Source organism: Nocardia sp. CS682, from assembly GCF_004634405.1.
In the GTDB taxonomy this organism is placed as follows: Bacteria; Actinomycetota; Actinomycetes; order Mycobacteriales; family Mycobacteriaceae; genus Nocardia; species Nocardia ninae.
In genome coordinates, this window is the sequence record NZ_CP029710.1 from 1,497,571 (window position 1) to 1,520,675 (window position 23,105).

The 23,105-nt window shown below is 68.2% G+C and carries 20 protein-coding genes; 10 read left to right on the forward strand and 10 right to left on the reverse strand.

What is annotated here, in order from left to right; all coding sequences use genetic code 11:
- Nucleotides 1-13: 13 nt before the first annotated feature.
- On the reverse strand, nt 14-3,400 hold the full coding sequence (recC, locus tag DMB37_RS06355) for an exodeoxyribonuclease V subunit gamma (protein WP_135231903.1): 3,387 nt from the start codon (nt 3,398-3,400) through the stop codon (nt 14-16).
- A gap of 674 nt (nt 3,401-4,074) precedes the next feature.
- Between recC and DMB37_RS06365 the strand changes: the two genes are divergently transcribed.
- On the forward strand, nt 4,075-4,920 hold the full coding sequence (locus DMB37_RS06365) for a tat pathway signal sequence (protein WP_135231904.1): 846 nt from the start codon (nt 4,075-4,077) through the stop codon (nt 4,918-4,920).
- A 26-nt stretch (nt 4,921-4,946) separates the two neighbouring features.
- Here the strand turns inward: DMB37_RS06365 and DMB37_RS06370 are convergent, their stop codons facing one another.
- Nucleotides 4,947-6,458, reverse strand: a complete 1,512-nt coding sequence (locus tag DMB37_RS06370; RefSeq protein ID WP_135231905.1) for a cytochrome P450 — start codon at nt 6,456-6,458, stop codon at nt 4,947-4,949.
- A gap of 266 nt (nt 6,459-6,724) precedes the next feature.
- Here DMB37_RS06370 and DMB37_RS06375 point away from each other — a divergent pair, with 266 nt between their 5' ends.
- The 3 genes from DMB37_RS06375 (at nt 6,725) to DMB37_RS06385 (ending at nt 9,711) form a co-directional block, all read left to right on the forward strand.
- Complete coding sequence (locus tag DMB37_RS06375) at nt 6,725-8,164, forward strand: NAD(P)/FAD-dependent oxidoreductase (protein ID WP_135231906.1); 1,440 nt, start codon at nt 6,725-6,727, stop codon at nt 8,162-8,164.
- Between the two features lie 283 nt (nt 8,165-8,447).
- The gene (locus DMB37_RS06380) at nt 8,448-9,221 is read left to right on the forward strand and encodes a hypothetical protein (protein WP_240772266.1); all 774 of its coding nucleotides are present in this window, start codon (nt 8,448-8,450) and stop codon (nt 9,219-9,221) included.
- Nucleotides 9,222-9,429: 208 nt separating this feature from the next.
- A complete protein-coding gene (locus tag DMB37_RS06385; RefSeq protein WP_135231907.1) occupies nt 9,430-9,711 on the forward strand; it encodes a hypothetical protein in 282 nt (93 codons plus the stop codon).
- Here DMB37_RS06385 and DMB37_RS06390 read toward each other — a convergent pair.
- From DMB37_RS06390 to DMB37_RS06400, 3 genes are read right to left on the reverse strand one after another with little or no spacing between them, the layout of a single operon-like run.
- On the reverse strand, nt 9,688-10,344 hold the full coding sequence (locus tag DMB37_RS06390) for an urease accessory protein UreD (protein WP_135231908.1): 657 nt from the start codon (nt 10,342-10,344) through the stop codon (nt 9,688-9,690). The two genes, DMB37_RS06385 and DMB37_RS06390, sit on opposite strands and share 24 nt — an antisense overlap.
- Entirely contained in the window at nt 10,334-11,041 is a 708-nt protein-coding gene (gene ureG, locus DMB37_RS06395) for an urease accessory protein UreG (protein WP_135231909.1), read from the reverse strand. The genes DMB37_RS06390 and ureG overlap by 11 nt, the downstream gene beginning before the upstream one ends.
- A gap of 25 nt (nt 11,042-11,066) precedes the next feature.
- Nucleotides 11,067-11,717 (reverse strand): urease accessory protein UreF, encoded by a 651-nt coding sequence (locus DMB37_RS06400; RefSeq protein ID WP_135231910.1) that lies wholly within the window; start codon nt 11,715-11,717, stop codon nt 11,067-11,069.
- A gap of 181 nt (nt 11,718-11,898) precedes the next feature.
- Here DMB37_RS06400 and DMB37_RS06405 point away from each other — a divergent pair, with 181 nt between their 5' ends.
- From DMB37_RS06405 to DMB37_RS06415, 3 genes are read left to right on the forward strand one after another with little or no spacing between them, the layout of a single operon-like run.
- Nucleotides 11,899-12,237, forward strand: a complete 339-nt coding sequence (locus tag DMB37_RS06405) for a hypothetical protein (protein ID WP_135231911.1) — start codon at nt 11,899-11,901, stop codon at nt 12,235-12,237.
- Nucleotides 12,219-13,325, forward strand: coding sequence for a polymorphic toxin type 44 domain-containing protein (locus tag DMB37_RS06410; RefSeq protein WP_167768760.1), 1,107 nt, complete (start codon nt 12,219-12,221; stop codon nt 13,323-13,325). Before DMB37_RS06405 ends, DMB37_RS06410 begins: the two co-directional genes overlap by 19 nt.
- A complete protein-coding gene (locus DMB37_RS06415; protein ID WP_135231913.1) occupies nt 13,325-13,681 on the forward strand; it encodes a hypothetical protein in 357 nt (118 codons plus the stop codon). The genes DMB37_RS06410 and DMB37_RS06415 overlap by 1 nt, the downstream gene beginning before the upstream one ends.
- A gap of 214 nt (nt 13,682-13,895) precedes the next feature.
- On the opposite strand, the gene DMB37_RS06420 is transcribed toward DMB37_RS06415, so the two are convergent.
- Entirely contained in the window at nt 13,896-14,789 is an 894-nt protein-coding gene (locus DMB37_RS06420) for an SDR family NAD(P)-dependent oxidoreductase (protein ID WP_240772267.1), read from the reverse strand.
- 207 nt (nt 14,790-14,996) lie between these two features.
- Nucleotides 14,997-16,499: an MFS transporter gene (locus DMB37_RS06425; protein ID WP_135231914.1), complete on the reverse strand. Its 1,503-nt coding sequence runs from the start codon at nt 16,497-16,499 to the stop codon at nt 14,997-14,999.
- 91 nt (nt 16,500-16,590) lie between these two features.
- Here DMB37_RS06425 and DMB37_RS06430 point away from each other — a divergent pair, with 91 nt between their 5' ends.
- Genes DMB37_RS06430 through DMB37_RS41245 form a run of 3 tightly spaced genes read left to right on the forward strand, consistent with a single transcriptional unit; the run spans nt 16,591 to nt 18,677 of the window.
- The gene (locus DMB37_RS06430) at nt 16,591-17,271 is read left to right on the forward strand and encodes a TetR/AcrR family transcriptional regulator (RefSeq protein WP_135231915.1); all 681 of its coding nucleotides are present in this window, start codon (nt 16,591-16,593) and stop codon (nt 17,269-17,271) included.
- 52 nt (nt 17,272-17,323) lie between these two features.
- On the forward strand, nt 17,324-18,319 hold the full coding sequence (locus DMB37_RS06435; protein WP_135231916.1) for a zinc-binding dehydrogenase: 996 nt from the start codon (nt 17,324-17,326) through the stop codon (nt 18,317-18,319).
- 43 nt (nt 18,320-18,362) lie between these two features.
- Nucleotides 18,363-18,677 (forward strand): hypothetical protein, encoded by a 315-nt coding sequence (locus tag DMB37_RS41245; protein WP_240772268.1) that lies wholly within the window; start codon nt 18,363-18,365, stop codon nt 18,675-18,677.
- Here DMB37_RS41245 and DMB37_RS06445 read toward each other — a convergent pair.
- The 3 genes from DMB37_RS06445 to DMB37_RS06455 all read right to left on the reverse strand — a co-directional run bounded on the left by DMB37_RS06445 (nt 18,644) and on the right by DMB37_RS06455 (nt 22,971).
- Nucleotides 18,644-19,321, reverse strand: coding sequence for an O-methyltransferase (locus DMB37_RS06445; protein WP_135231917.1), 678 nt, complete (start codon nt 19,319-19,321; stop codon nt 18,644-18,646). The genes DMB37_RS41245 and DMB37_RS06445 overlap by 34 nt on opposite strands.
- 84 nt (nt 19,322-19,405) lie before the next feature.
- Nucleotides 19,406-21,121: a tetratricopeptide repeat protein gene (locus tag DMB37_RS06450; protein WP_135231918.1), complete on the reverse strand. Its 1,716-nt coding sequence runs from the start codon at nt 21,119-21,121 to the stop codon at nt 19,406-19,408.
- Nucleotides 21,118-22,971, reverse strand: a complete 1,854-nt coding sequence (locus DMB37_RS06455; RefSeq protein ID WP_135231919.1) for a hypothetical protein — start codon at nt 22,969-22,971, stop codon at nt 21,118-21,120. The genes DMB37_RS06450 and DMB37_RS06455 overlap by 4 nt, the downstream gene beginning before the upstream one ends.
- Nucleotides 22,972-23,105 lie beyond the last annotated feature (134 nt).

The window sequence follows — 23,105 nt, forward strand, 5'->3', positions numbered from 1 at the left end:
ATCCCGCCGAGCTTCACGGTTGCCCCTGACTCTCGGCGCTCAGCAACGGCGCCCACATGCGGCGGGCGAGCGCACCGAAGCGGGTGGTCTCCCCCGGTTCGCCGGGTGGCGCGGGAAGCTCCATCAGGTGTTCCAGGCGCGGCGCCGGACCCCAGACGTAGCGCAGGTGGCGGTCGGTGTGGTCACCGAAGGGCCCGGGTCCGTTCGGGCCGCCGTTGAATTCGCGTTCGGCGGCGACGATGGCTTCGTCGGTGTCGGCGCCGCGGAACCGGCGTTCGGCGTACGCGGCGGTGGCACCGGGGGCGATCGGCAGCGGCTCGGTCAGCCCGGCATCGCGCAGCGCGACGAGTTCGCGCAGGATGCCCCTGGCCGCAGGCATATCCGGCGCGGTGATCTCCGAACGCCATGCGGGACGTCCGAATTGACCGCGGCCGGTGGTGACGGCGCGCCAGGTGCGGTCCTCGGTGACGGCGAGGGCGAGCAGCGACACCCAGGCGGCGATCCGGTGTTTCGGGGCGAGGCGGGAGAAGGTGGTGCGGACCAGGGTCTCGCCGCGCACCTCCGGCACGGTGCCGGTGAGCCTGCGTCCGTTGCCGAGATCCACCGCGATGTCGACGGCGCGCGGGGCACCCTCGTAGTCACCCTGTGCGGCACGCACCAGTTTGTCCACGGTGTGCTCGACCTCGTCGAGGACCGCGGCACCGAAACCGAACGGCGGCAACGTGCCACGCCGCCATTCGGCGGCCCGGAGTCCGGCCGGGTCGGCACCGGTGAGGCGAGCGGCCAGGAGTCGTTCGCCCAGTTCCCATTTCGCCAAACCGTCGAGTTCGATGGGCAGCCGGTCGGCGATGTCCTCTTCGTGTTCGGGGACGCGCAGACCGAGTCGCTGCCACAGGAAGGCGCGGATCGGGTGCTCGACGAACGAGATCAGGTCGGCCAGTGCCACATCCGTGAGTTCGGGTGCGGGCAGCGGCTCGGGCAGGAACGCCGGGCGCGGCTGCGCGGGCTCTCCAGCGGAGAGGGCACCGGCGAGCGCGACGGTATCGAAACTGAACGGGGCATCGGCTCGGAAGTTGCGGCGGTCGAAGGCCTGCAACGGATGTCGGGTCACCACCGCGTCCATGCCCGCCGCACCGACATGCGCCCGCAGCACGTCGAGCAGCTCGGCCACCGGGATGGCCGGCGGGCGGTGCGCGCCGGTAACCGGGTCGGCGCCGGTGTGGAAGACCAGCAGCTTGTCCTGTGCCGCGAGCATCGCGTCGAGCAGCAGCTGCCGATCCTCGCTGCGCGGATCACGTTCGCCCAGTAGCGGATTGCGGGCGAGCACGTCGTCACCGTCCACGCCGCTGGTGCGCGGGAACACCTCGTCGTCCAGGCCCAGCAGCACCACCACGCGATGCGGTACCGAACGCATCGGCACCATGGTGCACACGGTCAGCTCGCCGGTGCGGAAGTTGGCGCGGGTCGGCGCGGCCGCCAGCCGGGAGTGCAGCAGCACCGCGACGTCGGCGAGCCGCAGCGGCACATCGCCCGCGTGCTCGGTGGCGGCGGCCAGCTCCTGGCGGGCCTCGGTGCGCACCCATGCCTGCGAATCCGGCACGTCCGTCAGCAGGTCCAGCGCGCGGCCGAGCACCGTAGCCCAGTCGTTGGCTGGGCGCGGGCCGCGCAGATCGCGCAGGCAGACCGCGAGCCGGTCGATGAATTCGGCGAACCGGCCGGCCAGATCGACGTCGTTGCTGTCCACGTCGTCCAGCGGCAGTGCGAGATCCAGCCAGTCCTCGGAGGTTTCACCCGCGGTGACGCCGAGCAGGATCCGATCCACCGCGGCGTTCAACGTGTTCTGCGCGAAGTCGGCGAGCCCGAACGCCTGCCGCTGGCGCTGCCCGATCCCCCAGCGCGCGCCGGACTCGGCGGCCCACTCACGCAACCGCTCGATATCGTCGTCGTCGAAACCGCAACGCCGCCGGACCGTTTCGGCCGCCGCCAGATCGAGCACCTGCGTCACGGTGACCCGTCCGTCGGCCAGTTCCAGCAGCACACCGATCACCGCGAGCAACGGATTCGTGATGCCGCGACCCCGATCGGCGAGCCGGACCCGCAGGCGGTGCGCCGGGTGCGCCGAATCCGGCGCCTGTTCCGTCGATCCCGGCAGCCGCTGCCCGAACGCCGCGCGCACCAGCGGCGCGTACGCCTCCACCTCGGGACACATGACCAGCACGTCCCTTGGCTCCAGGGTCTCGTCCGCGGCGAACAAACCGAGGAGGCATTCCCGCAGCACCTCGACCTGGCGTGCGGGCCCGTGGCAGGCGTGCACCTGCACCGTGCCGTCCCCGGCGCACCCGGCGACCGGCGGCCAGCGATCGTCGCGGATAGCCGCCTGCAACGCACCGAGCAGCGTCGGCGCGGACGTATCCCCTTCCGGCACAAGCTCATCCGACGCGATCGGATAGTAGGTGTCGGAGGTCGCGGTCAGCCGCTGCTGGAGTTCCCGCACGTCACGGGCGAGCCCGGCCAACAGCGGGTGTCCGACGACACTGCCGCTGAGGTCCGCGGCACGCGAACCGGCGGCCGGACTCCCGGCCAGCTCGCCCCACATCACCGGACTCGGGTGCGGCAGCCACAGATGGATCTCCCGGGTCGCCGCCAACGCCGACAGCACAGCGAGTTGATCGGTGGACATCCTGGTCGCGCCGAACAACGAAAACCGCGCCGGAAATGGAACAAGTTCAGGCTCCGCGCGCAGCCGCGCGCACGCCGCCTCGAGACGCTCGGCCGGACTCGGCGCACCCACCTCCGCGCGCAGCCGCCGCCACAGCTCCGGCTGCCACAGCAGATCGTCGGGCACCGGGTTGCCCGCGCCGTCGGTATCGGACCCGGCGGCCCATTCGGTGATGAGCCGCGGTCGCTGCGCCGCGTAGCTGTCGAACAGCGCGGCCAAGTGCGCGGCGGTGGCGTAGCGGCGCCCGATGCGGTGGTCGCGCCCGGACGGGTCCCGCGCGCCGAGGTGCCGGGCGAGCACCGCGCACCACGGCTCGCCGAGGGCGGCATCGATCACCCGCAGCAGCGTCCACACGACGCGCTCGCCCGCCCACGGATCGTCCTCCGGGCGCACTCCGCTCGCCGCCGCCGACGCGGTGGCGACCAGTCCGGACGGCGAAGGAAACTGGATGTTAGCGGCGACACCGTCGGTCGAGGCGGCGTCGAACGACGGGGCGAACGCCGCCGCGCCGGACACGCCGAGCACCCCGGACAACCGCTGCGTCAACCACCGCTCCACGCCCTTCGCGGGCACCGCGACCACCTCCGCCGCGAACGGGTCGGGCAGCGGCGTGGCCAGCAGTTCGGCCAGCCCGTCCGCCAAAACATCGGCGCGCTCGGCACGGTGGATGTGCAGCGGCATCTGCGCCCTCTCGGTAGGTGGAGTATCGGACGGCGCTCGGTGTCGACCTGCGCGGTGCGCGGCTTGGCGGATTGCTCGGTTGTGGCGAGGCGCCTCGGGCTTCGTGCACGTTTATACGCCCAGCCGCTCCGACTCCACTGTGCCACCCCGAAGCAGGTCCGAACGGACTCGTTTCTGTTACCTGTGTGACTGGAGTGAAATGAGCCACATAAGAACACATTCCTACGCCGTGTCCGCTCGGATCCGCGGGCTCGATGTGCAACAGTGCTGAACCGGGGAGGACGAGAGAGCTGCACCGAAAGGCTGGTTCGCGTTCATGATTGCGATGGTGATTCCCCTGGTTCCGCGAGGCGGGTTCACAGTCCGCCGCGTAGGAGATCGCTGGGAGCTCGTCAACTCGCGAGGCTACGGCCGTACCGTCGTCCTACATTCCTGGCCGCGCGATCAGCACACCGAGGCGTTCGAGCACTGCTACCGCCTCAACGGGCGCACGGTAGAGGAATTACAGGCCGCGTTCCGCTGAATGGTTCGTGGTGGCCGAAACCCGCTGGGACGCAAGCGCACAACCTTTAGCACACGCCGAATTCGAGCTCAAGACGTGCATCGAGCTCGCGGATGTGCGATCGTGATCCCTCGTGCGTCAACCCTCGCCCGCCACCCGAACCGTTCCCCGCGTGGCCGCATCCGCCTGTGTCCTCGCCGCTGCGGCGATCCTCATCCCCAGTGCGCCGAACGTGCTGCCGAGCGCGGCCGCCGCGCCGCTCGCGCATACCAGCGCGTGCCTGGCCGGTTTCGACTGCGATATGAGCAGCCGGATCGCCGCGGTCGACAAATACCTGACCGGCCGCCCCGGCGTCACCGGTTATGTTGTGCGCGACCGGGTCTCCGGCGGCGTCTACGCGAATGCCAACGCGGAGAACGCGGTCTGGACCGCCTCCACGATCAAACTGGCGATCGCCGAGGATTTGCTGAACCGGGCCAGGGTCGGCGCGATCAACCTGACGCCGGAAGATCGCATGACCATGGAGTCGATGCTCGCCACATCCAACGACGGCGCGGCGGACCGGCTGTGGAACAAGTACGCCGGCCTGGACCGGATGGCGTTCAACAACGCCTTCCGCAACAACGGCATGAACACCCTGGTTCCGCAGCCGACGAACACCGCGCTGTTCCCGGACTGGTCGTTCCAGAAGTGCACCGCCGCCGACCTGGACCGGCTGATGGACCACATCCTCACCGTCATGCACCCCGACGACCGCAACTACCTGCTGGACCGGATGCGCTCGGTGGACAGCAACCAGCACTGGGGCGTGTGGGGCGCGGGCGCGAACATGCGGCCGGGCCTGAAGAACGGCTGGTCCGCCGAACAGGGTGGCTGGGTGGTGAATTCGGTCGGCTTCGCCGGTCCGAACGAGCGCTACACGCTGGCCATCATGACCTCACTCGGTGACCAGGGCGGCTACACCGAGGGCGCCGACACCGACACCAAGGTGGCCGAGATGCTGCTCGCGGGGCGCTGAACGAGCCCTGCACACACCCATCGGTTTCAGGCGGAGCGTCGACGCAACACCATCGGCGCTCCGTCCCTCGGGGCCGGAATCGCGTTGAACCCCCACGGCATTCGATAATTCCCCGGTATCTGCCACGCGTACGCACGCACCAGCGCGGCGATGACCGTCTTCACCTCGAACGTGCCGAAATGCATGCCGATGCACTTGTGCGCGCCCGCGCCGAACGGCAGCCAGGCCAGCCGATGCGACTTGTCCTCGCGGCGGGCCTCGCCGAAGCGCTCCGGATCGAACAGCTCCGGCCGGGTCCACAGTTCGGGCAGCAGGTGATTGACCTGATAGGCCAGGTCGATCGGGGTGCCCGCCGGAATGTAGTGGCCCGCGATCTCGGTGTCGCGCACCGCACGACGCGACAAACCAGGCACCGGCGGCATCAGCCGCAAGCTCTCCTTCACCACCAGATCCAGGTCGCGAAGACCCTCCAACTGGTCGATAGCCGGTGCCGCACCATCGATTTCGGCGTCGAGGGCCAGCACCTCGGCGCGCACCCGCTCCTGCCACTGCGGGTGTTTGCCCAGGTAGTAGGCGACCGCGGTGGCCGTTGTCGTGGTGGTGTCGTGCGCGGCCATGATCAGAAAGATCATGTGGTTCACCACATCCGCGTCCCCGAACACGCCGCCGTCCTCGCTGCGCGCGTGGCACAGTCCGGAGAAGAAGTCCGGTGACTCCGAGCGCCGCTTCTCCGGCAGCATCGCGGTGAAGTACTCCTCGAGCACCTTCCGGCCGCGCAGCCCGGACCGCCACTTGCCGCCCGGGACCGGATGCCGGACGATCGCCAGACCCGCGTGCGTGCAGTCGATGAACGCGTCGATGAGCTGACGCCGCTGCGGGCCCACATCGACACCCATGAACGTCTCCCCCGCGATGTCGAGGGTCAGTTCCTTGATGGTCGGATACAGCCGCACCGTCCGTTCGGCGTTGCCGCCCTGCGGAACCCAGCGGTCGATGCTGGCGCGGACCACGGGAGTGAGCGCCGCGAGATGCGCTTCCAGGCGCTCCCTGGTGAACGCCTGCTGCATGATCCGGCGGTGGAATTTGTGTTCCTCGAACTCGAGGAGCAGCAGGCCGCGCCGGAAGAAGGGGCCGATGAAGTAGTCCCAGCCCTGGCCGAAGTCGCGACGCCGTCGGCCGAGCACCTCGTCGAGCGCCTCGGGCCCGGCGACCAGCACCCGGTCGATGCCGAGCGAGGTGTTCACCGTGACCGGTCCGTATTTGCGATAGCGGCCGACCATCTCGGCCGGACCCCAGCGCATGTACTGGAGCACTCGACCCAGGTACGGCAGTCCGGCGTCCCCGTGCACCGCGGTCGTCTCGCTGCCCTGCGGCGGTGTCGCGAGGATCTGCCGCCGTTCCGGTAGCCGGTGCAATGCCCGATCGAGCAGATGATCGCGCGGTATATCGATCAGCGCGGCGTTCTCCGATGCTGCTTTGCCGTCGGATCGCCCGCGCAGGCTGGGCTTTCGGCCGACAGCACGGTCCCCGGCGACCATGGCAAACCTCCCTGAAAGAGACATTTATCGTATTCGCTTTTGCGCATTCGTTCGGGTGGTTCGCCGCAACCGAGCACGGGCGATGCTTGCCCGGCAAGTGCGAGGCATCGCAGCGCAACCAAGAACGCTTACGAGCGCGAATGCGCGAGGCCACTCGCCCGGAACGGGATGTCGGCGCGACCGGCGAGACAGACCCGACTACGGTGGGGACCTGACCACAACCGTTCGCGGGGGCACAAACCCCAGGTCTGTCGAGGAGTAGGACGATGAGCACTCAGTCTGCCGAGAACCGTCGTCACCAGGTGGTGGTGATCGGCTCGGGCTTCGGCGGCTTGTTCGGCACCAAACACCTCAAGCGGGCCGACGTCGACGTCACGTTGATCTCCAAAACCACCTCGCACCTGTTCCAGCCGCTGCTCTACCAGGTGGCCACCGGCATCCTCTCGGTCGGCGAGATCGCGCCCGCCACCCGGCTGGTGCTGCGCAAGCAGAAGAACGCGCAGGTGCTGCTCGGCGATGTCATCGACATCGACCTCGAAGCCAAGACGGTCACCTCGCGGCTGCTCAACTCCAACACCGTCACCCCGTTCGACAGCCTGATCGTGGCCACCGGCGCGCAGCAGTCGTACTTCGGCAACAACCAGTTCGCCACCTACGCGCCCGGCATGAAGACCATCGACGACGCGCTCGAGCTACGCGGCCGCATCCTCGGCTCCTTCGAGGGTGCGGAGCTGGCCACCAGCCAGGAGATGCGCGACCGGTTGCTCACCTTCGTGGTGGTCGGCGCCGGACCCACCGGTGTCGAATTGGCCGGGCAGATCGCCGAACTCGCCGACCGCACTCTCGAAGGCACCTTCCACAACATCGATCCGCGCGATGCCCGCGTCGTGCTGCTCGAGGGGGCGGGCGCGGTGCTCGGCCCGATGGGACCCAAGCTCGGCAACAAGGCCAAGCGGCGGCTGGAGAAGATGGGCGTCGAGATCCAGCTCAACGCCATGGTCACCGATATCGACGCGTTGGGCGTCACGGTCAAGGACGCCGACGGCACCATCCGCCGCATCGAATCCTCGTGCAAGGTGTGGTCGGCCGGTGTGCAGGCCAGCCCGCTGGGCAAGATGCTCGCCGAACGCTCCGACGGCACCGAGGTGGACCGCGCCGGACGCGTCGTGGTCGAGCCGGACCTGACCATCAAGGGACATCCGAACGTGTTCGTGGTCGGCGACCTGATGTCGGTGCCCGGCGTGCCCGGCCAGGCGCAGGGCGCGATCCAGGGCGCCACCTACGCGGCCAAGGCCATCAAGGCCGGGCTGAACGGTCAAGCGCCGCAAGACCGTAAGCCGTTCAAATACTTCAACAAGGGCAGCATGGCGACGGTGTCGCGGTTCAACGCCGTGTGCCAGGTGGGCAAGCTGGAGTTCAGCGGGTTCATCGCCTGGCTGGCCTGGCTGGCGCTGCACCTGTACTACCTGATCGGTTACCGCAGCCGGATCGTCACCGTCATCCAGTGGTTCGTCACCTTCCTCGGCCGCAGCCGCGGGCAGATGGCAGCCACCGAGCAGTGGGTGTTCGCGCGGCTCGCGCTCGAGCAGGTCAACTCCGATGAGGAAGAGGCCGACGAGCTCGCGGCCGCGCTGGGGGCGCCGCCGGCGGACAACCGCAAGCTCGCGGAGAAGGCCAAGGCCGCCATCGACGGCCGGGTGAGCTGAGCCGCACCGCCTGATTTCACCGGAGGCGATCTTCGGTCTGCCCGACAGACCGGAGATCGCCTCCGGTCTGTTTCGGGCGAGTCTGTCCAGCTGTCCCGCCTGCCGTGTCCGGAGTGTCCGGACCCCCGCTCCGAAGCGCATCCGCAACCCACACGTAGCTATTTGTCGGCAATGGCAGTGCCGACGAGTCGGCCGAAAATGAACCCATCCAGGTGCCCAGCAGATCCGAATGTCGGACGTCGAAAGTGACATCTCTTCTGACCTGACGAAAGGCGATCTACCTATGGGCACAGGCAAGCACAGAGCCCCCAACCCGCAGCGGCAAAAGGTGGGCTCGATGGTCGCGGCCGGTGCGGTACCGCTGGTCCTCGCACTGGTCGGCACCGGCACCGCCAATGCCGAGCCTGCACAACCCAATGTGACGGCACAGCCGGATCAGCCCGCGCAGTGGCCTGCGGCCGAACCGCCGAACGCCATGCCGTATGAGGGCTTGGACATCCCGGACAACACCAAGAGCTCGCTGCAGTGGTCGCGGCCGCTGCCGGACAAGAAGTACCTGGCACCGGTCGGTGTGCTGCACGCACCGGTCCCGGTGGCGCCGGTGCCGCCGATCGCGCCGCCGCCGGGCAAGTTCCGCTTCGGCGACGTCCAGGTCGACGCGCCGGACTGGATCGACCAGGAACAGGCCATCCAGATCAACGACAACGCGGCCATCGCCGAGGCCAACCTGGCCACCTTCCTCGACTCGGTCGGCATGGAACGCAGCAGGTCCGACCGGATCGCCGGGCAGACCGTCGGCACGGCCGCCATGGGCGCGCTGGCCGGTGCGGCGTCGGGTGCCCCGTTCGCGGCGACCTCCGCGCTCGTCGGCGGTGCGGTGGGCCTGGTCGTCGGGCTGCCGTTCGTGCCGGTCGGTGTGGTGGCGGGCCCGATGCTCGGCGCGACCTTCGGCGCGGCCGTGATCACCATCCCGGCGGCGGCGATCGGTGCGGCGGCCGGTGCGGCCGTCGGCGCGGTCAATGCGTTCAACGCCCCCTCGCGGGTCGTCGGCGACTGACCACTTCGTGCCGCGGTTAGCGAATAAGGGTGGGAGCCCGACGACACTGTCGAGTTCCCACCCTTTCTCTTTGTCCCGTTGTGGGCGGAGTACGCGTCTCGGTGACCCTCGCCACCCGGACGTGTTTCTGATTCGGCGCGTCGCTTTCGGCGAGTCTTCATACTGACAAGATCAGCGCAACACAACAGCAATCAGTGAGGGAGTTGCGATGGACGCCGGCGGCTGGGTGGTTGTGTTCTTCGCCGTTGCCCCGTTCTTCGCCGCGATCGGCTTGATGATCGCGCGCTACGTGCGAATCCGTCGATACGGGCGGCACGGCGGGGAATACAACGATCCGTTCCCGACGGCAGGAGGCGGCGGCCTCGCCCCGGGCACGGTGTTCCAGCAGGACTTCGGCGGCACCGGGACATCGCAACCGTCCGCGGCAGCGGGTGCATCCGAGCCGCTGACCGCTGCACCGCGCAGATCAGCCGACAGCGGCGAGGAGTGAGCTCGTGCGGGTAAGCAGAGTGCCGCCCGCTGCCAGTGGGAGACGGGTCTCGGTCAGGCCCGCGGTGTTCACCGGTCGATCGTCGGGGTAGCGCAATTCGCTCTCCAATGCGCGCGGTGCAGCCAGCTGGTCATCGGCGGCTGTGCCCGCGCCCAGTTCCAGACGGTGTCGCAGCAGTGGGGTATCACCGAGGTCGGCGATGAGGTCGCCTCGCCAACTGCCGGTGTCTTCACCGGAACGTCCGATCTGTACTCGTTCGCGCAGGCGCAGCCGGGCGTCCGGCGCCAGCAGGACCGAGCTGATCGTGTGGTGGCGCGCGCCGCCCGCCACGATCGTCGGCTCCGGATCGAAGTCGAGGTCTCCCCCGCTGTCGACCTGGAAGTGCCAGTGCGCCACCGAGAACGGTGTCGCCGCGCTCGGCAGCGCGATGGTGGCGGCGACCGAGCGCACGACGAGCCGCGCGCCGGGACCGACCACGATCGTGATGTCGAGCTCGTCGCCGCCGAGCGGAGTCGCCGCCGTGCCGATCAGGTGCACGGTGTGCGGGCCGGTGCGGCGGGCCGACAGCCCGCCGCTCGCGTGGATCTCCGGCAGCGCCGCGGTGGTCGCGACTATCCGTACTTCAGTGCGCAACTGCGGATTCGCGGTCCTGCTCGGCGATGAGGCGCAGTTGCTCGCGCACCCAGCCGAGCACCGCGGTGGCGGCGGGGTCGTCGGTGAGCGAGATCAGCGCGGTCGGGCGGCCTTCGCGCACCTTCGCGGCGTCGCGCTCCATCACGCCGAGATCCGCGCCGACCAGCGGGGCCAGGTCGGTCTTGTTGACCACGAGCAGGTCCGAGAACGTCACGCCGGGACCGCCTTTGCGCGGCACCTTGTCGCCGCCGGCCACGTCGACCACGAAGATCTGCACGTCGATCAGGCCGGAGGAGAAGGTGGCGGTGAGGTTGTCGCCGCCGGATTCGACCAGGATCAGGTCCAGCGGCGGGTTCGCCGCGATCAGGTCGTCGATCGCGTCGAGATTGGCGGTGATGTCATCGCGGATGGCGGTGTGCGGGCAGCCGCCGGTCTGCACCGCGGTGATGCGCTCGTCCGGCAGCACCGCGTGGCGGCGCAGGAAGTCGGCGTCCTCGGTGGTGTAGATGTCGTTGGTCAGCACGGCGAGCGAAAGTTCCTCGCGCAGCTGCCTGCACAGCGCGGCCACCAGCGCGGTCTTGCCGGAGCCGACCGGACCGCCGATGCCGATGCGCAGCGCCTCACCGGGGGTGCGCTGGCGTTTCGGCCGGTCGTGGGTGTGGTCGTGCGGTTCACCGTCGATCAGGTGCGGTGGCATGGGGCGATCTCCTTCTTTCGGGGATTCAGCTGGCGAACAGGGGCATGTCGCGGTGCAAATGGCGTTGGGCGAGTACGTCCTGTAGCGGGTCGGACAGGCAGGCTAGGCCGTCGGCAGCTTCGGCCGCGGTGCGATCGCAGAGGTCGGCGAGGCGGACGGTGCAGCCTGCGATGGCGGCGGGGTCCAGTGCGAGCAGCCGTTGAGCGGCGGTCGCGGCACCGGTGAGGGTCGTATAGACGACTACACCCGCGGTCTCCTGCGGAGTCACCGCGCAGGCGGCGCCGACCAGGCCGAAGACGGTCGACAGGTGTGGGCGCGGGCCGAGCGTGGACCAATCCTCCTGCGGCCACAGCTGTTTGGCCAGGCGCAACAGGCCGCGGCCCTGCGCGCGCGACGCCGTCCGTGCGGCGGGCGACGGAGTTCGTGCGTCCGCCTCGGCCTCGGCGCGCCGCGGTTCCAGCGCGCCCGCGCACACCGCGGCCGCCAGCGATGCCGCGACCAGGCCCGAGGTGCTGATCCGGCGGCGCAGGTACAGCTCGACCGTCGCGACGTCACGCACCAGGCCGGACGCTATCGCCTCCTCGACACCACCGGAGTGCACATGTCCGCCGATCGGCAATCGCGAATCCGCCAGCGCGAACAGCGTCGCCAGACTCGTCGGACCGATTTCACCCACCGGGGGATCCTATGCCCGGCGTGTCGCTGGGCGTGTCCCGGGCTGGCCGGTCCGGTTCTGGACCACCAGAAGTATTGGGGGCTGGCCGAATCTTCCGGTCGGCTGCCTGGTCCATTATTCTGCAAGGTCAGGCCGCGACGATATACATCGCGCGTACCGGTGTCGAAATGGGGAATCGTCGATGACGATAAAAGTCGATCTGGAAAAACTGGGGACCGCGTCGAAAACACTGCACAAATTGAGCGGTGAGGCAGCCGATTTGGATGCGCTGCAGGCTGTCCCGATCCAAGTCCTCCTACCGTTCGGCGGGAACTCGACGCTGGAATCTGTCGTCGCGGCAAGCATGATGGCGCTCGATGTGCAAACCAGTTTGGTGCCCGCGGTATCGCGTCGGCTCAGTGAGATCGGGGACCTCATGCACGCGGTCACGGTCCAGTTCCAGAAGGCCGAGGAGGCCAGCACGGTGTCCTTGGCCGCCACCTTCACCAAGTCCTCCGGTGATTGGCAGAAACCGAAATGACGCCGACCAGAAGCCAACTGGAAAAGTATGATGCCCAGCCCATCTGGGATATCGCTCAGGCGTTCAAACGCATCGGCCCGCAAATCGAGAACCTGTTCGAACGGTACGTCGGCAGCGTCACCGCGCCCGACTGGCAGGGCGTGGCCGCCGAGGCGGCGCTGGACCGGGCCGGTAAGGACCGGAAGACGGCGTACGCGATGGCCGATACCCTGACGGCCTCGGCGGACCGGCTCGAGCAGGGCTACTGGGACGTCAGCACCCCGTTGAACTCGGCGCGCGGATACATCACCTCCGCTGAGGCCGCGGGCTTTGCGGTGGGGTCGACGCTAGGTGTCTCCTTGCCGCAAGGCAGCGATCCGACGCCGGCGTTGGAATCGACCCGAGCCGAATGGGAACGCCAAATCGTCACCGCCGCCAATAGCGTGGAAACCGAAGACAAGCGGCTGCAACAGGATCTGACGAAACTCAGCGCGGCGATGAAGACCGAGTTCGACGCGATCGGCGGCAGCCAGACGACGCTCGACGAAAAACGCTTCTCCGATGCGGAACGTTTTATCTTCGACGAGATGAAACGGAACATCAATTCCGACACCGTCAAGATGATCCAGGGGCTGCTGCGCAAGCCGAAGTGGTACGAGTTCGGCCGCAACTACGGCAACGACATCATGACGGCCCTGACGATGTGGGGCGTGAAGGTCGCGCCGGGACAAGCGTGGGACCACAAACCCCAGCTACAGAGCAAATTCAACCTGAAGACGTCGAACGACTTCTATTTCAAGCAGCCCGGCACCGACCGGAAGGTCTACTACGATATCTATTCGAACATCCACTACGGATACGTCGGCCGCGCCGCGGGGATCGACTCCGAGACCCTGATCAAGGGTGCCTCGCTCGGCGAGTCCGTCCTGGTCGGTAAGAACGACGAGGCAGACCAGATCACCATGCGCGCCGGGATCGACCTCTACAACAAATACGGACCCAACATGACGCCCGAACAGTTCCACCAAGGTGTGACCGAGGCGATCGACAAGATGGAAGCCGCCGAGAACGACGGCAGGGATCTCACCCAGTTCAGGCACGAGAACTGATGCGCAACCCCGGCCCCGCCGTCTGCGTAATCGCCAGTGCGGGTGCCGCCCTCGGCACGGTGATACTGCTCGGCCGCATGTGGAGTGCCTGCGATGTCGGCGGTGCCGGCAATGCGATGGTCCTCCTGTTGCTCTACTTGCCGGCCACCTTTGTCGTCTCGGTCACGGTCACCGGGGTTGTGTATGCGGTCACGCAAAGGGTGAGTCATCGGTCGGCGCTCGCCTCCCTCGCCGCCGTCGTCGCCGCAGTGCTGGTCGTGTGGGCGACGCTGTGGTTGTTCCACGGCAGCGACTACCCGACACCGATCTGCGAGAACAACATTCCGCCGTGGTGGCCGACCTGGATCCCGCTGTAATCGCCTGCGCGGGGCACAGTTCAGCGGTGGAAGGCTCGTTCGAGAAGACGGCCAGGTCCGGCTCGAGCTCGCGGGCAGGCGGGACAGATCGCATTCGAGTAGCGACTAGGTCCCGCTCGATTTTCCCGACAGGCGGGACAGGCCGCATTCGAGTAAGCGACTAAGTCCGGCCCGATTTTCCCGACAGGCGGGACAGGGCGCGTTCGAGTAGCGACTAAGTCCGGGTCGAGCTTCCGGGCAAGAGAGACAGGCCGCGTTCGAAGAACCGTTGCACTTGGTTGCGGGTGAGGTTGGTCCAGGCTTGGACCGGGGCCGACCACCATGGCGCGATCTCGCGGGGCCGGGTGGTGACGGCGTGGCAGACCAGGTCCGATGCCTCGTCGACGGTGAGGCCGGGGACGCGGCTGAAGTCGGTGGGGGCGCTCATTCTGGTGTGCACGAGGGGCATGTAGATGGAGGTGGTGGTGACGCCGTCGCCGGAGACTTCCGCGGCGACGCTACGCAGCCACACGTCGAAGGCCGACTTCGACGCGCCGTAGGCCGCCCACTGCGGGGCGGGCGGCATGAGCACACCCCAGGTGGAGATGTTGACGATGTGGCCTTGTTTGCGTTCGCGCATATCCGGCAGCAGGGTGAGCAGCAGGCGCACCGGGCCCAGGTAGTTGATGTCGATGGTGCGGGTGAAATCGTGGAAGCGGTCGTAGGAGTCGCTGATGGAGCGGCGAATCGACTTGCCCGCATTGTTGATCACCACATCGATGTGACCGTGTTCGTCCAGGAACTGACGAGCCAGCCGCTCCACCGCATCCATGTCGGTGAGATCAGCAGGGTAGACGTGCGCGGTGCCGCCGTCGGCCTCGATCTCCGCGGCGACCTGACGCAGGTCGTCGGCGGACCGGGCGACCAGCAGCACGATCGCACCTGCCGCACCGAGCTTGCGCGCACTCGCCTTGCCGATGCCGTGTGACGCGCCGGTGACCAGCACGACCTTGCCGTCGACGGCCTCGCGCAGCGTCTTCGCGCGCGGACGGGAGGTCGGATACAGCAGCCGCGTCGCCACTCGTTCGGCGATCGGCCGCCCGTTGCTCTGCGCCGGAGTTTCGTTCACGCTTCCGACTCTATTAGCAGCGCGCCAATTTGGGTGGCGATCGTAGGGCACAAGCGGGCGCCGCCGCGACGGCCCACATCGCGCCGCCACAACCCGTCGCGTTCGATGGCCCTGATCCCGGCAGTCGTGGGATCAGGGCTACCGCATGCGACGGCGTTCGCGGGCGGATCGGTGAATTCCGGTGGATCACCCGAAGGTCGGCCTTCGCTAGTGCGCCGCTCCCGCGTTGGAACTGACACGAGCGGGCGAGGCGAATCGCGCGATCATCGCCATCGCGATGAGCAGCGTGGCGCCGACCGCGGTCGCGATATGCATTCCGGAGACGAAGGATTCGCGGGCGGACTCGATCAGCGCGGCGTTGTCGCCGGACTCGTGGATGGTCTCGCCGAGGGTGGCCGCGAAGTCGCCGCCGGAGCGGAAGATCAGTGCGGCAAGCGAACCCAGCAGAGCGAGGCCGAGCGCGTTGCCGAGCTCGAAGCTGGTCTCCGAGATGCCGACGGCCGAGCCGGCCCGTTCGGCGGGGACCGAGGACACCGCCACGTCCGACACCAGGGTGAAGGCGAGGCCGTAACCGATGCCGGCGATGGTGGATCCGGCCAGGTACCACCCGAGGCCGCCGTGCACGCCGACGCCCAGCAGCATGAGATTGCCGACGGCCGAGGCGGTCAGCGCGAACACGAAGGTGTTGCGGGTGCCGAAGCGATGGCCGACCCGGGCACCGCTCATCGAGAAGATGAAGACCGCGACCGCCATCGGAATACCGAGCAGCGCGGCCGCCAGCGGGTCGCGTCCGGTGACCGACTGGAGATAGATGCTGGTGAGGTAGCTCATCGCAGCCAGCGACATCATGCCGACGAGACTGGACCCGATGGCCACCGAGAACCCGGCCCTGGAGAACAGTCGCAGGTCGAGCAGCGGTTCGTCCAGCGTGCGCTGCCTGCGCACGAACACGGTCAGGATCAGCACGCCGAGCAGCGCGATGATGATCGACTCCGCATCGATCCCGTTGGCCGCCGCGTGCTTGACTCCATACACCAGCGGCAGGATGCCGCCGATGGACAGCGCGACGCTCGGCAGGTCGAGTGGTCCGAGCACGCCCGCGCGGTGCTCGGGCAGCACGAACGGGCCGAAGGCGAGCAGGATCAGCAGCACCGGGATGTTGATGAGAAAGACCGAGCCCCACCAGAACTGGTGCAGCAGCACGCCGCCGATGATCGGGCCGACGGCCGAGCCGCCCGCGAAGAACGCGGTCCACACGCCGATGGCGGCGGCCCGTTCGCGCGCGTCCGGGAACAGAGTGGAGATCAGCGCGAGGCTGGACGGCAGCAGCGTCGCACCACCGACACCCATCAGCGCCCGCGCCACGATGAGCACCGCGGCGCTCGGCGCGAAGGCGGCGACGACCGAGGCGATACCGAAGATGGTGGCGCCGACGAGCAGGATGTTGCGCCGCCCGATCCGGTCGCCGAGGTTGCCCATGGTGATCAGCAGGCCCGCGATCAGGAAGCCGTAGATGTCCAGAATCCACAGCTGCTGGGCGGCCGACGGGTCGAGGTCGACGGTGAGGGTCGGCATCGCCAGGAACAGCACCGAGATGTCCATCGACACCAGCAGCACCGGCAGCAGCAACACCGCGAGCCCGAACCACGCGCGGCGCGAGCCGACAGTGGGCGCCGCCTGCGCGGACCGCACCGCCTCAACGTCTGTCATCCTAGGTATTCCTCTCCATCTCGCGTACGCCGTACGCACAACTGGAGTACAGTGTACGCAAGCTCCCCCGGAAGTGAAAGTGAGTCATGGGATGACTGAGCTCAAGCTCAACCGAGCCGCCATCATCGACACCGCCATAACGCTCGCCGACGAAGAGGGCCTCGACGCGTTGTCCATGCGTCGGATCGCCGACAAGATGGGCGTCGGCGCCATGTCCCTGTACCGGCACGTCGCGAACAAGGACGAACTTCTCGAGGCGATGACCGACGAGGTGGCGCGGCGCAATCCCTACCCCTCCGCCGAGGGACAGCAGTGGACCTGGCGCGACCGGGTCCGCATCGCCGCCGAGATCGATTGGGCGCTCTACCAGCAACATCCGTGGGTGCTCCTCACCTTCGCCACGCCGCGCTACAGCTTCGGCCCGCAAAGCCTGGCCTGCTTGGCGTGGATGGTCGAGGGGTTTTCCGAGCTCAACGTCTCGACCAGGGAAGCCACGACCATGGCGTTCAGCGTGTGGAATCACATCTCCGGCGCGACCCTGCCGCACATCAGCGCCGCGCTGATGGCGCGCAAGGGGATGAACCCGGAGGGTGACAATGGATTGCGCACGATGTTGAAAGGAAAATCACAGTATCCGGTGCCGCCCGCGCTCGCCGACCTGGAGGGCAGCGGGATCAATGACCTCTCGCAGGAAGATCTGCTCTACGCCGGTCTCGCCGCGCTCTGCGACGGCTTCGAGGCCAAGGCGCGCAGGCGGGCCGACTTGACCTGAACCTAGCTTCATGTTGCACGGTGGTCGATGACCATCACGAACAGGAGCCACCGTGCACGCGATCCGTCTTCACGCCTTCGGCCCGGCCGAAAACCTGCGCTACGAAACCCTGCCCGATCCGGATCCGGGGCCGGGTCAGGTGCGAATCACCGTGGCCGCGGCCGGAGTTCACCTCATCGACACCGCGTTGCGCAAGGGGCTGTCCGGGCCTTACCCCGTGCCGGAGCTGCCGACAGTACCCGGGCGTGAGGTCGCCGGGACGATCGATGCGGTCGGCGCCGAGGTCGACGCGGGCTGGATCGGCAAGCAGGTGGTCGCGCACCTGGGGATGGTGCCCGGCGGGTATGCGTCGTCCGCGGTGACGGAAGTTGCTCGGCTGCACGAGATTCCGGCGAATCTCGACCCTGCCGAAGCGGTCGCGATGATCGGGACCGGTCGCACGACCATGGGCATTCTGCAATTCACCGAGCTCGGTGCGGACAGCATCGTCATCGTGACGGCGGCAGCGGGTGGCATCGGCACGCTGCTGGTGCAATACGCGAAGAATGCCGGGGCGACCGTTGTCGGTCTCGCGGGTGGTCCCGCGAAAGTCGAACTGGTGCAACGCAATGGAGCGGACCTCGCGGTCGACTACCTGCTCGCCGACTGGCCCGATCAGGTCCGCGGCTACCTCGGTGACCGTTCGGCGACAGTGCTGTTCGACTCGGTGGGCGGCGAGACGGCCCGCGCCGCCATCGATCTGCTCGGCAAAGGTGGCCAACACCTGGTCTTCGGTGCGTCCGGTCAAGATCCGAAAGACGCTGGGACACCGCCACTGTCCGCGGATGAGCTGGCCGCCCGCGGCATCACGTCCGAGTTCGTGCTCGGCCCGCCGATGCTCCAACGCGCGGGCGGTGACCTTCGCACCCTCGAGGACCGTGCGATCGCCGAGGCGGCCGCCGGGCGGCTACGACCCGCGGTCCACCGATTCCCGCTCGCTGACGCTGCCGCGGCGCATCACGCCCTGGAGAACCGCGGTACGACCGGCAAGGTCGTGCTGATCCCGTAAACCTGTTGGTCGTCTCGGTGCACGCTCCCTACGCTCTACGCCCGTGGGAGGAAACACGGGGTTGCTCAATGTCGTCGATGTCGAGGCGACCTGCTGGGACGGCAAGACGCCGCCCGGTGCGGTCAGCGAGATCATCGAGATCGGTTTGACCGTAGTGGATCTGGCGTCGGGCGAGCGGCGCGGTAAGCACGGACCACGTTGCGACGCGGCCGCCTGCGATTCGGCAGCCGAGCTCGTAATTCCGCATGCCCACGACCCGGCTGCCGATCCGTGCGACCGATCGCGGCCGACAGGGGGATCTGCCCGTCCGCGATCGCGCAACGCTCAGTCCGTCGGCTCGCCGTTCACCACTGCGTAGGCGAAGCCGTCCCAACCTTTGCTGCCGACGGTCTGCACGACCGTCGCATCCAGTGCCGGTTCGGCGGCCAGCAGCTCGACGGTGGCGCGGCTGGCGCGGATGGCCTGGTCGTCGGAGGTGGCGTCGACGAGGCCGCCGTGGCGGACGACGTTGTCGACGATGATCACCGAGCCCGGCTTGGTCAGGCGCAGGGCCCACTGGACGTAGTTCGGGTTGTTGACCTTGTCGGCGTCGATGAACACCAGATCGAACGGATCGGAGTTCTCCTCGGCCAGCACCGGCAGGCTGTCCAGCGCCGCGCCGACGCGGATGTCGACGCGCTCGCCCACCCCGGCGTCGTCGAGGTTCTTGCGCGCGACCTCAGCGTGCTTCGGCTCGAACTCGAGCGTGACCACCTGCCCCTTCTCGCCGACCGCGCGAGCGAGCCAGATCGTGCTGTACCCGCCGAGGGTGCCGATCTCCAGCACCCGCCGCGCCCGTGCTGTCCGCGCGAGCAGATACAGGAACTTCCCCTGCGGCGCCGACACATCGATCGCAGGCAACTCGGCCGCGGCATTCGCCGTCAACGCCGCCGCCGTCGCCGCGTCCTGCACCAGAGTGTCCACGATGTAGCCATCGACATCGGCCCATTCGGTTGTCGTCATACCTCGCAGTCTGCCACCGCACCCGCTCCCCCGCCCACCGCAGCGAGCCCCACTTGCCCTACCGGCGGGCTCAGGTGGTTGGGGTCAGTGGTCGTCGGCGGGGAGGGGCCAGTGGTCGATGTGGGTGAGGACGGCGGTGTCGGTCAGCAGTGTGCGGGCCTCGCCGAGGTAATGCTGGAGGTGGAGGGAATTCGGTTGTAGGCGTTGTGATTCGGCTAGCCAGCCGCTGGCTTGGCGCCGGACTTCGGTGATGGTCAGGTGCTCGGCGGGGAGGAGAGTACCGCCGTGGCCGGGAGCGACGAGCATGGCGGAGCCGAGGTGTTTGAGGCAGCGGGCGGTGCCGTGGTCGTCGACCAAGGTGCGGTAGGCGGTGAGCGCTTGTTGCCAGCAGCGCAGGGCGCGGCGGTACTCGCCGCGCGACCACCACACGATGCCCATGGTTTCGCGGATGTGTGCGCGACCGTCGGGGTCGCGGCCGTCGCGGGTGAGTGATTCGGCGAGCTCCAGGCGGTCCTGGGCGGCGTCGAGCCTGCCTTGTCGGATGTGCACGACGGCTAGGTTGATCAGCGCGCAGACCTCGCCCGCTACGTCTTCTCGCGGGAGGAGCCACCAGGCGGACTCCAAGTGGGCAACTACGGCGTCCAGGTCGCCGGCGGAATCCGTCGGCGGGCGTGAATCCGACCGCCGACGCCATTCGGCCAACTTGCGCAGTGCCTCTTGATGTTCCCACCGAGCGGCCAGACTGGTGGACACGTTGCGGGGTCGGTAACGCTTCGGTCGCCTGTTCAGCGCGCCGGCCCGCATCGCGAATAAATCGTGTTGCAGCACAAGGGATTTCATTCCTTCCACGTTGCGAAGGACAGCGGCCAGCTCACGGCTGCTCGTCTCTGCACCGATTCGCGCATACCACCCGTCCAGCGCATCCCCGATCCGAACCAACTCCGGCACCAATGTGGTCGGAATGTCCGAATCGAAGGCTTTGCATTCCCTGACGAGCTTGCACAGATTCGGCTCTTCGGCTTTGAACCAGCGGCCTGCCCCGGCGGCGAAGCGCACCGAATCCAGCGCCAACGCCCACCGAGTGGCTCGATCGGCGTAATAGTGCACGAGTGCGGTCAACGCCGCAGCCCACCGCGGACTAGCGATCACGTGCTCGTTCCGGGGCTCTCCAGGCACCTCGAGTAGACGATAACGTTGCGCGGCAACCATTTCCACGCGTCCGTCCCGGAGTAAGTCACCGAGCAGCACAGCGGCCGTCCGTGGCGGCTCGTCCTGTTCCCACGGCAGCCGAGCCGGTGCGTCGAGCGCGGCGGTCAATACGGCAAGCAACGCGGCTGTCTCGAACTTGTTCCCAGGCAGCTCCCGCAAAACGGCGACCACTTCATCCCTCCACCCTTCAATGATGTCCGGGTCCCGGTCCGGGTCCGGGCGTGGGTCTGAGTCCAAACGCGACGACCCGACTTCCCCCGTGGACACCTCAGGCCCCGGTTCGACCAGATCAGCGATCATGTCGAGTTCGTGTGCCGTGCGCACTTTTTCGCGATACCGCTGCACGAACCGATAGCCCACATAGACCGCAGCCGCGACAACGACGAGCACCGACAACCACCGCAAAGTCCCGGCCGCCACCTCGACCGCAGGACTCTCCCCGAGCGAGTTCACCACTACATTGCGGGCCAGCTCGAACAACAGCGCATAGGCCACCACCGACGCGGTCCCCAGAAAACCCTGCCAGATAGACGATCTCGGCGCGCTCGGCTCTACCGACGAAGCGCGGTCCTGCTCGCCGGGGTGACTCATCGCAACACTCCCCCGGTCAGCCCCGGCACCAGCCAACGCCGCCAGGTCGCCAGCAGCAACGCGACCGGCAGGATGGCCGACATCAACGCACCCGCCGCCAATTGTGCCGAGTTCTCGTTGAATTGACGCGCCTCGCCCCAGAGCAGCAGCGACCACGGCGTCGCCCCCGCGCCGCTGATCAACAGCCCGATCACGAAATCGTTCCAGACCTGGATGAATTCGAGCACCGCCACCGCACCGAGCGCCGGCCCGGCGGTGGTCAGCACGCGCCGGGCGATCGTGCCGGGGCCCGCCAGACCGTGCAAAGCATCGGCGGCGGGCGTGCCGGGCGCGGCCAGCAGTGCGCCGCGCAGGACCAGGATCGCGATCGGCAGACCGGCCGCCGCGTGCAGCAGGATCAACGGGATGCGCGTGCCGGAGAGACCGTAGGTGTCGATGAAGGTGTTGACCGGTCCGAGGTAGCTCTGCACGGGCAGCACCGAGAGCACCACCAGCGACACCACCGCGATGTTCGCCGCAGGACGGTTAGGGCGCAGTGCCGCAAGCCGATACGCGACCGGCACCCCTGCGGCGACCACAATGACGGTGGCCAGCCCGGCCACCCACGCGGTCGTCTCCAGTGATCGCAGCAAGGCCGGGTCGCGCCACATCCGGGAGATCGCGCCGAAACCCCACCCGTTGCGATCCTGCAGCGCCGCCAGGATCAGCGCGACGATCGGGAGCAACGCCACTGCCGACACCGCCAGCATCACCAATACCCGCAGCGGCTTCGCCGGATGCCGCGCCACCTCCACCGCGTGCCGCCGCGGCACCGACCAGCTCGTCTTCTGGGTGCGCACATCGGGCTGCAACATCCAGGCCACGAATCCGACCAGCACGGCGAGCGGTAAACCGTAGGCCGCCGCGACACCCGCCTCGATCTCGGAGTCGACGGCCAACCGCCACCAGTGCACGGTCGCGCTGTCGACTTGGTACTGCATCGAACCCGGCACCCCGATCAGCACCACATCGAACACCCTGGCCGCGGCCACCCCCACGGCCAACCCAACGATCAGCATCACCGGACGCAGTTGTGCGTCGAGCCGCCGCGCCAATGTCCCCTTCTCGCCGCGATACAGGTAGCGGGCGCGGGCCGGATCGGACTCGATGGCGCGAATACCCGCACGGAACAACCCCGTGACAAACCCGAACCAGGTCCACAGGAACGCCGAACCCAGCATCGCCGCGAACCAGAACCGGTAGACCCCAACGCTTTCGATGCCGAGCCGATCCCCTAGGTACTGGAAGATCAGCCGGAAGGCGACACCGGACACCACCGCGGAGATGCCCACCGGCACGATCAGCGGCCACCACAGCCACCGCGAATCCCTTCCCCACCAAGCGATCCCGAGCGCCACCACCATCAGCACCACTCCGAACAGCACCCACACCAACGTGCGCACATACGCCCAGCTGCCGTCGCGCCCCAGCGCGGTGCCCAGCACCACCAACCCCGCGACGACCAGCCCCAGCAGCACCGGCCCCAACCCCCACAGAAGCCACTTGTCCCGCTGATCCCCTCGCTTCCTGACAAGCTGTGTCACCCCGACCGCACCGACCGCGACGACCGCGCACGAAGCCACCACCAACGGCCGGGCCCGCACCGCGCTGACCACCGTCCACACCACGGGCACCACGACCAGCGACACCGTCAGCACGGTCGCAGGCAGCCCGGCAACCCAGCCGACCCACCGCCGCGGATGACTCCCCGCCACGAGCGGCCCGCGCATCCGCCGGGTAGCAAGCTCCAGAAGCAGCCCGTGCGGATCGAAGGCAGTGCGTTCGGTCGCCGCCTCAGGCGGATCGGTCATCGCCACCCCCGCCGTCACATCGCCGTATCGTCACGCCCCGACTACCGCTGCCACCGCACGGCATCACTGCATCACCCCTGTCGGCCCATCGCCGACCCCACTTGGCTGCCGCCGCCCCGCCGGACCACCCCGCC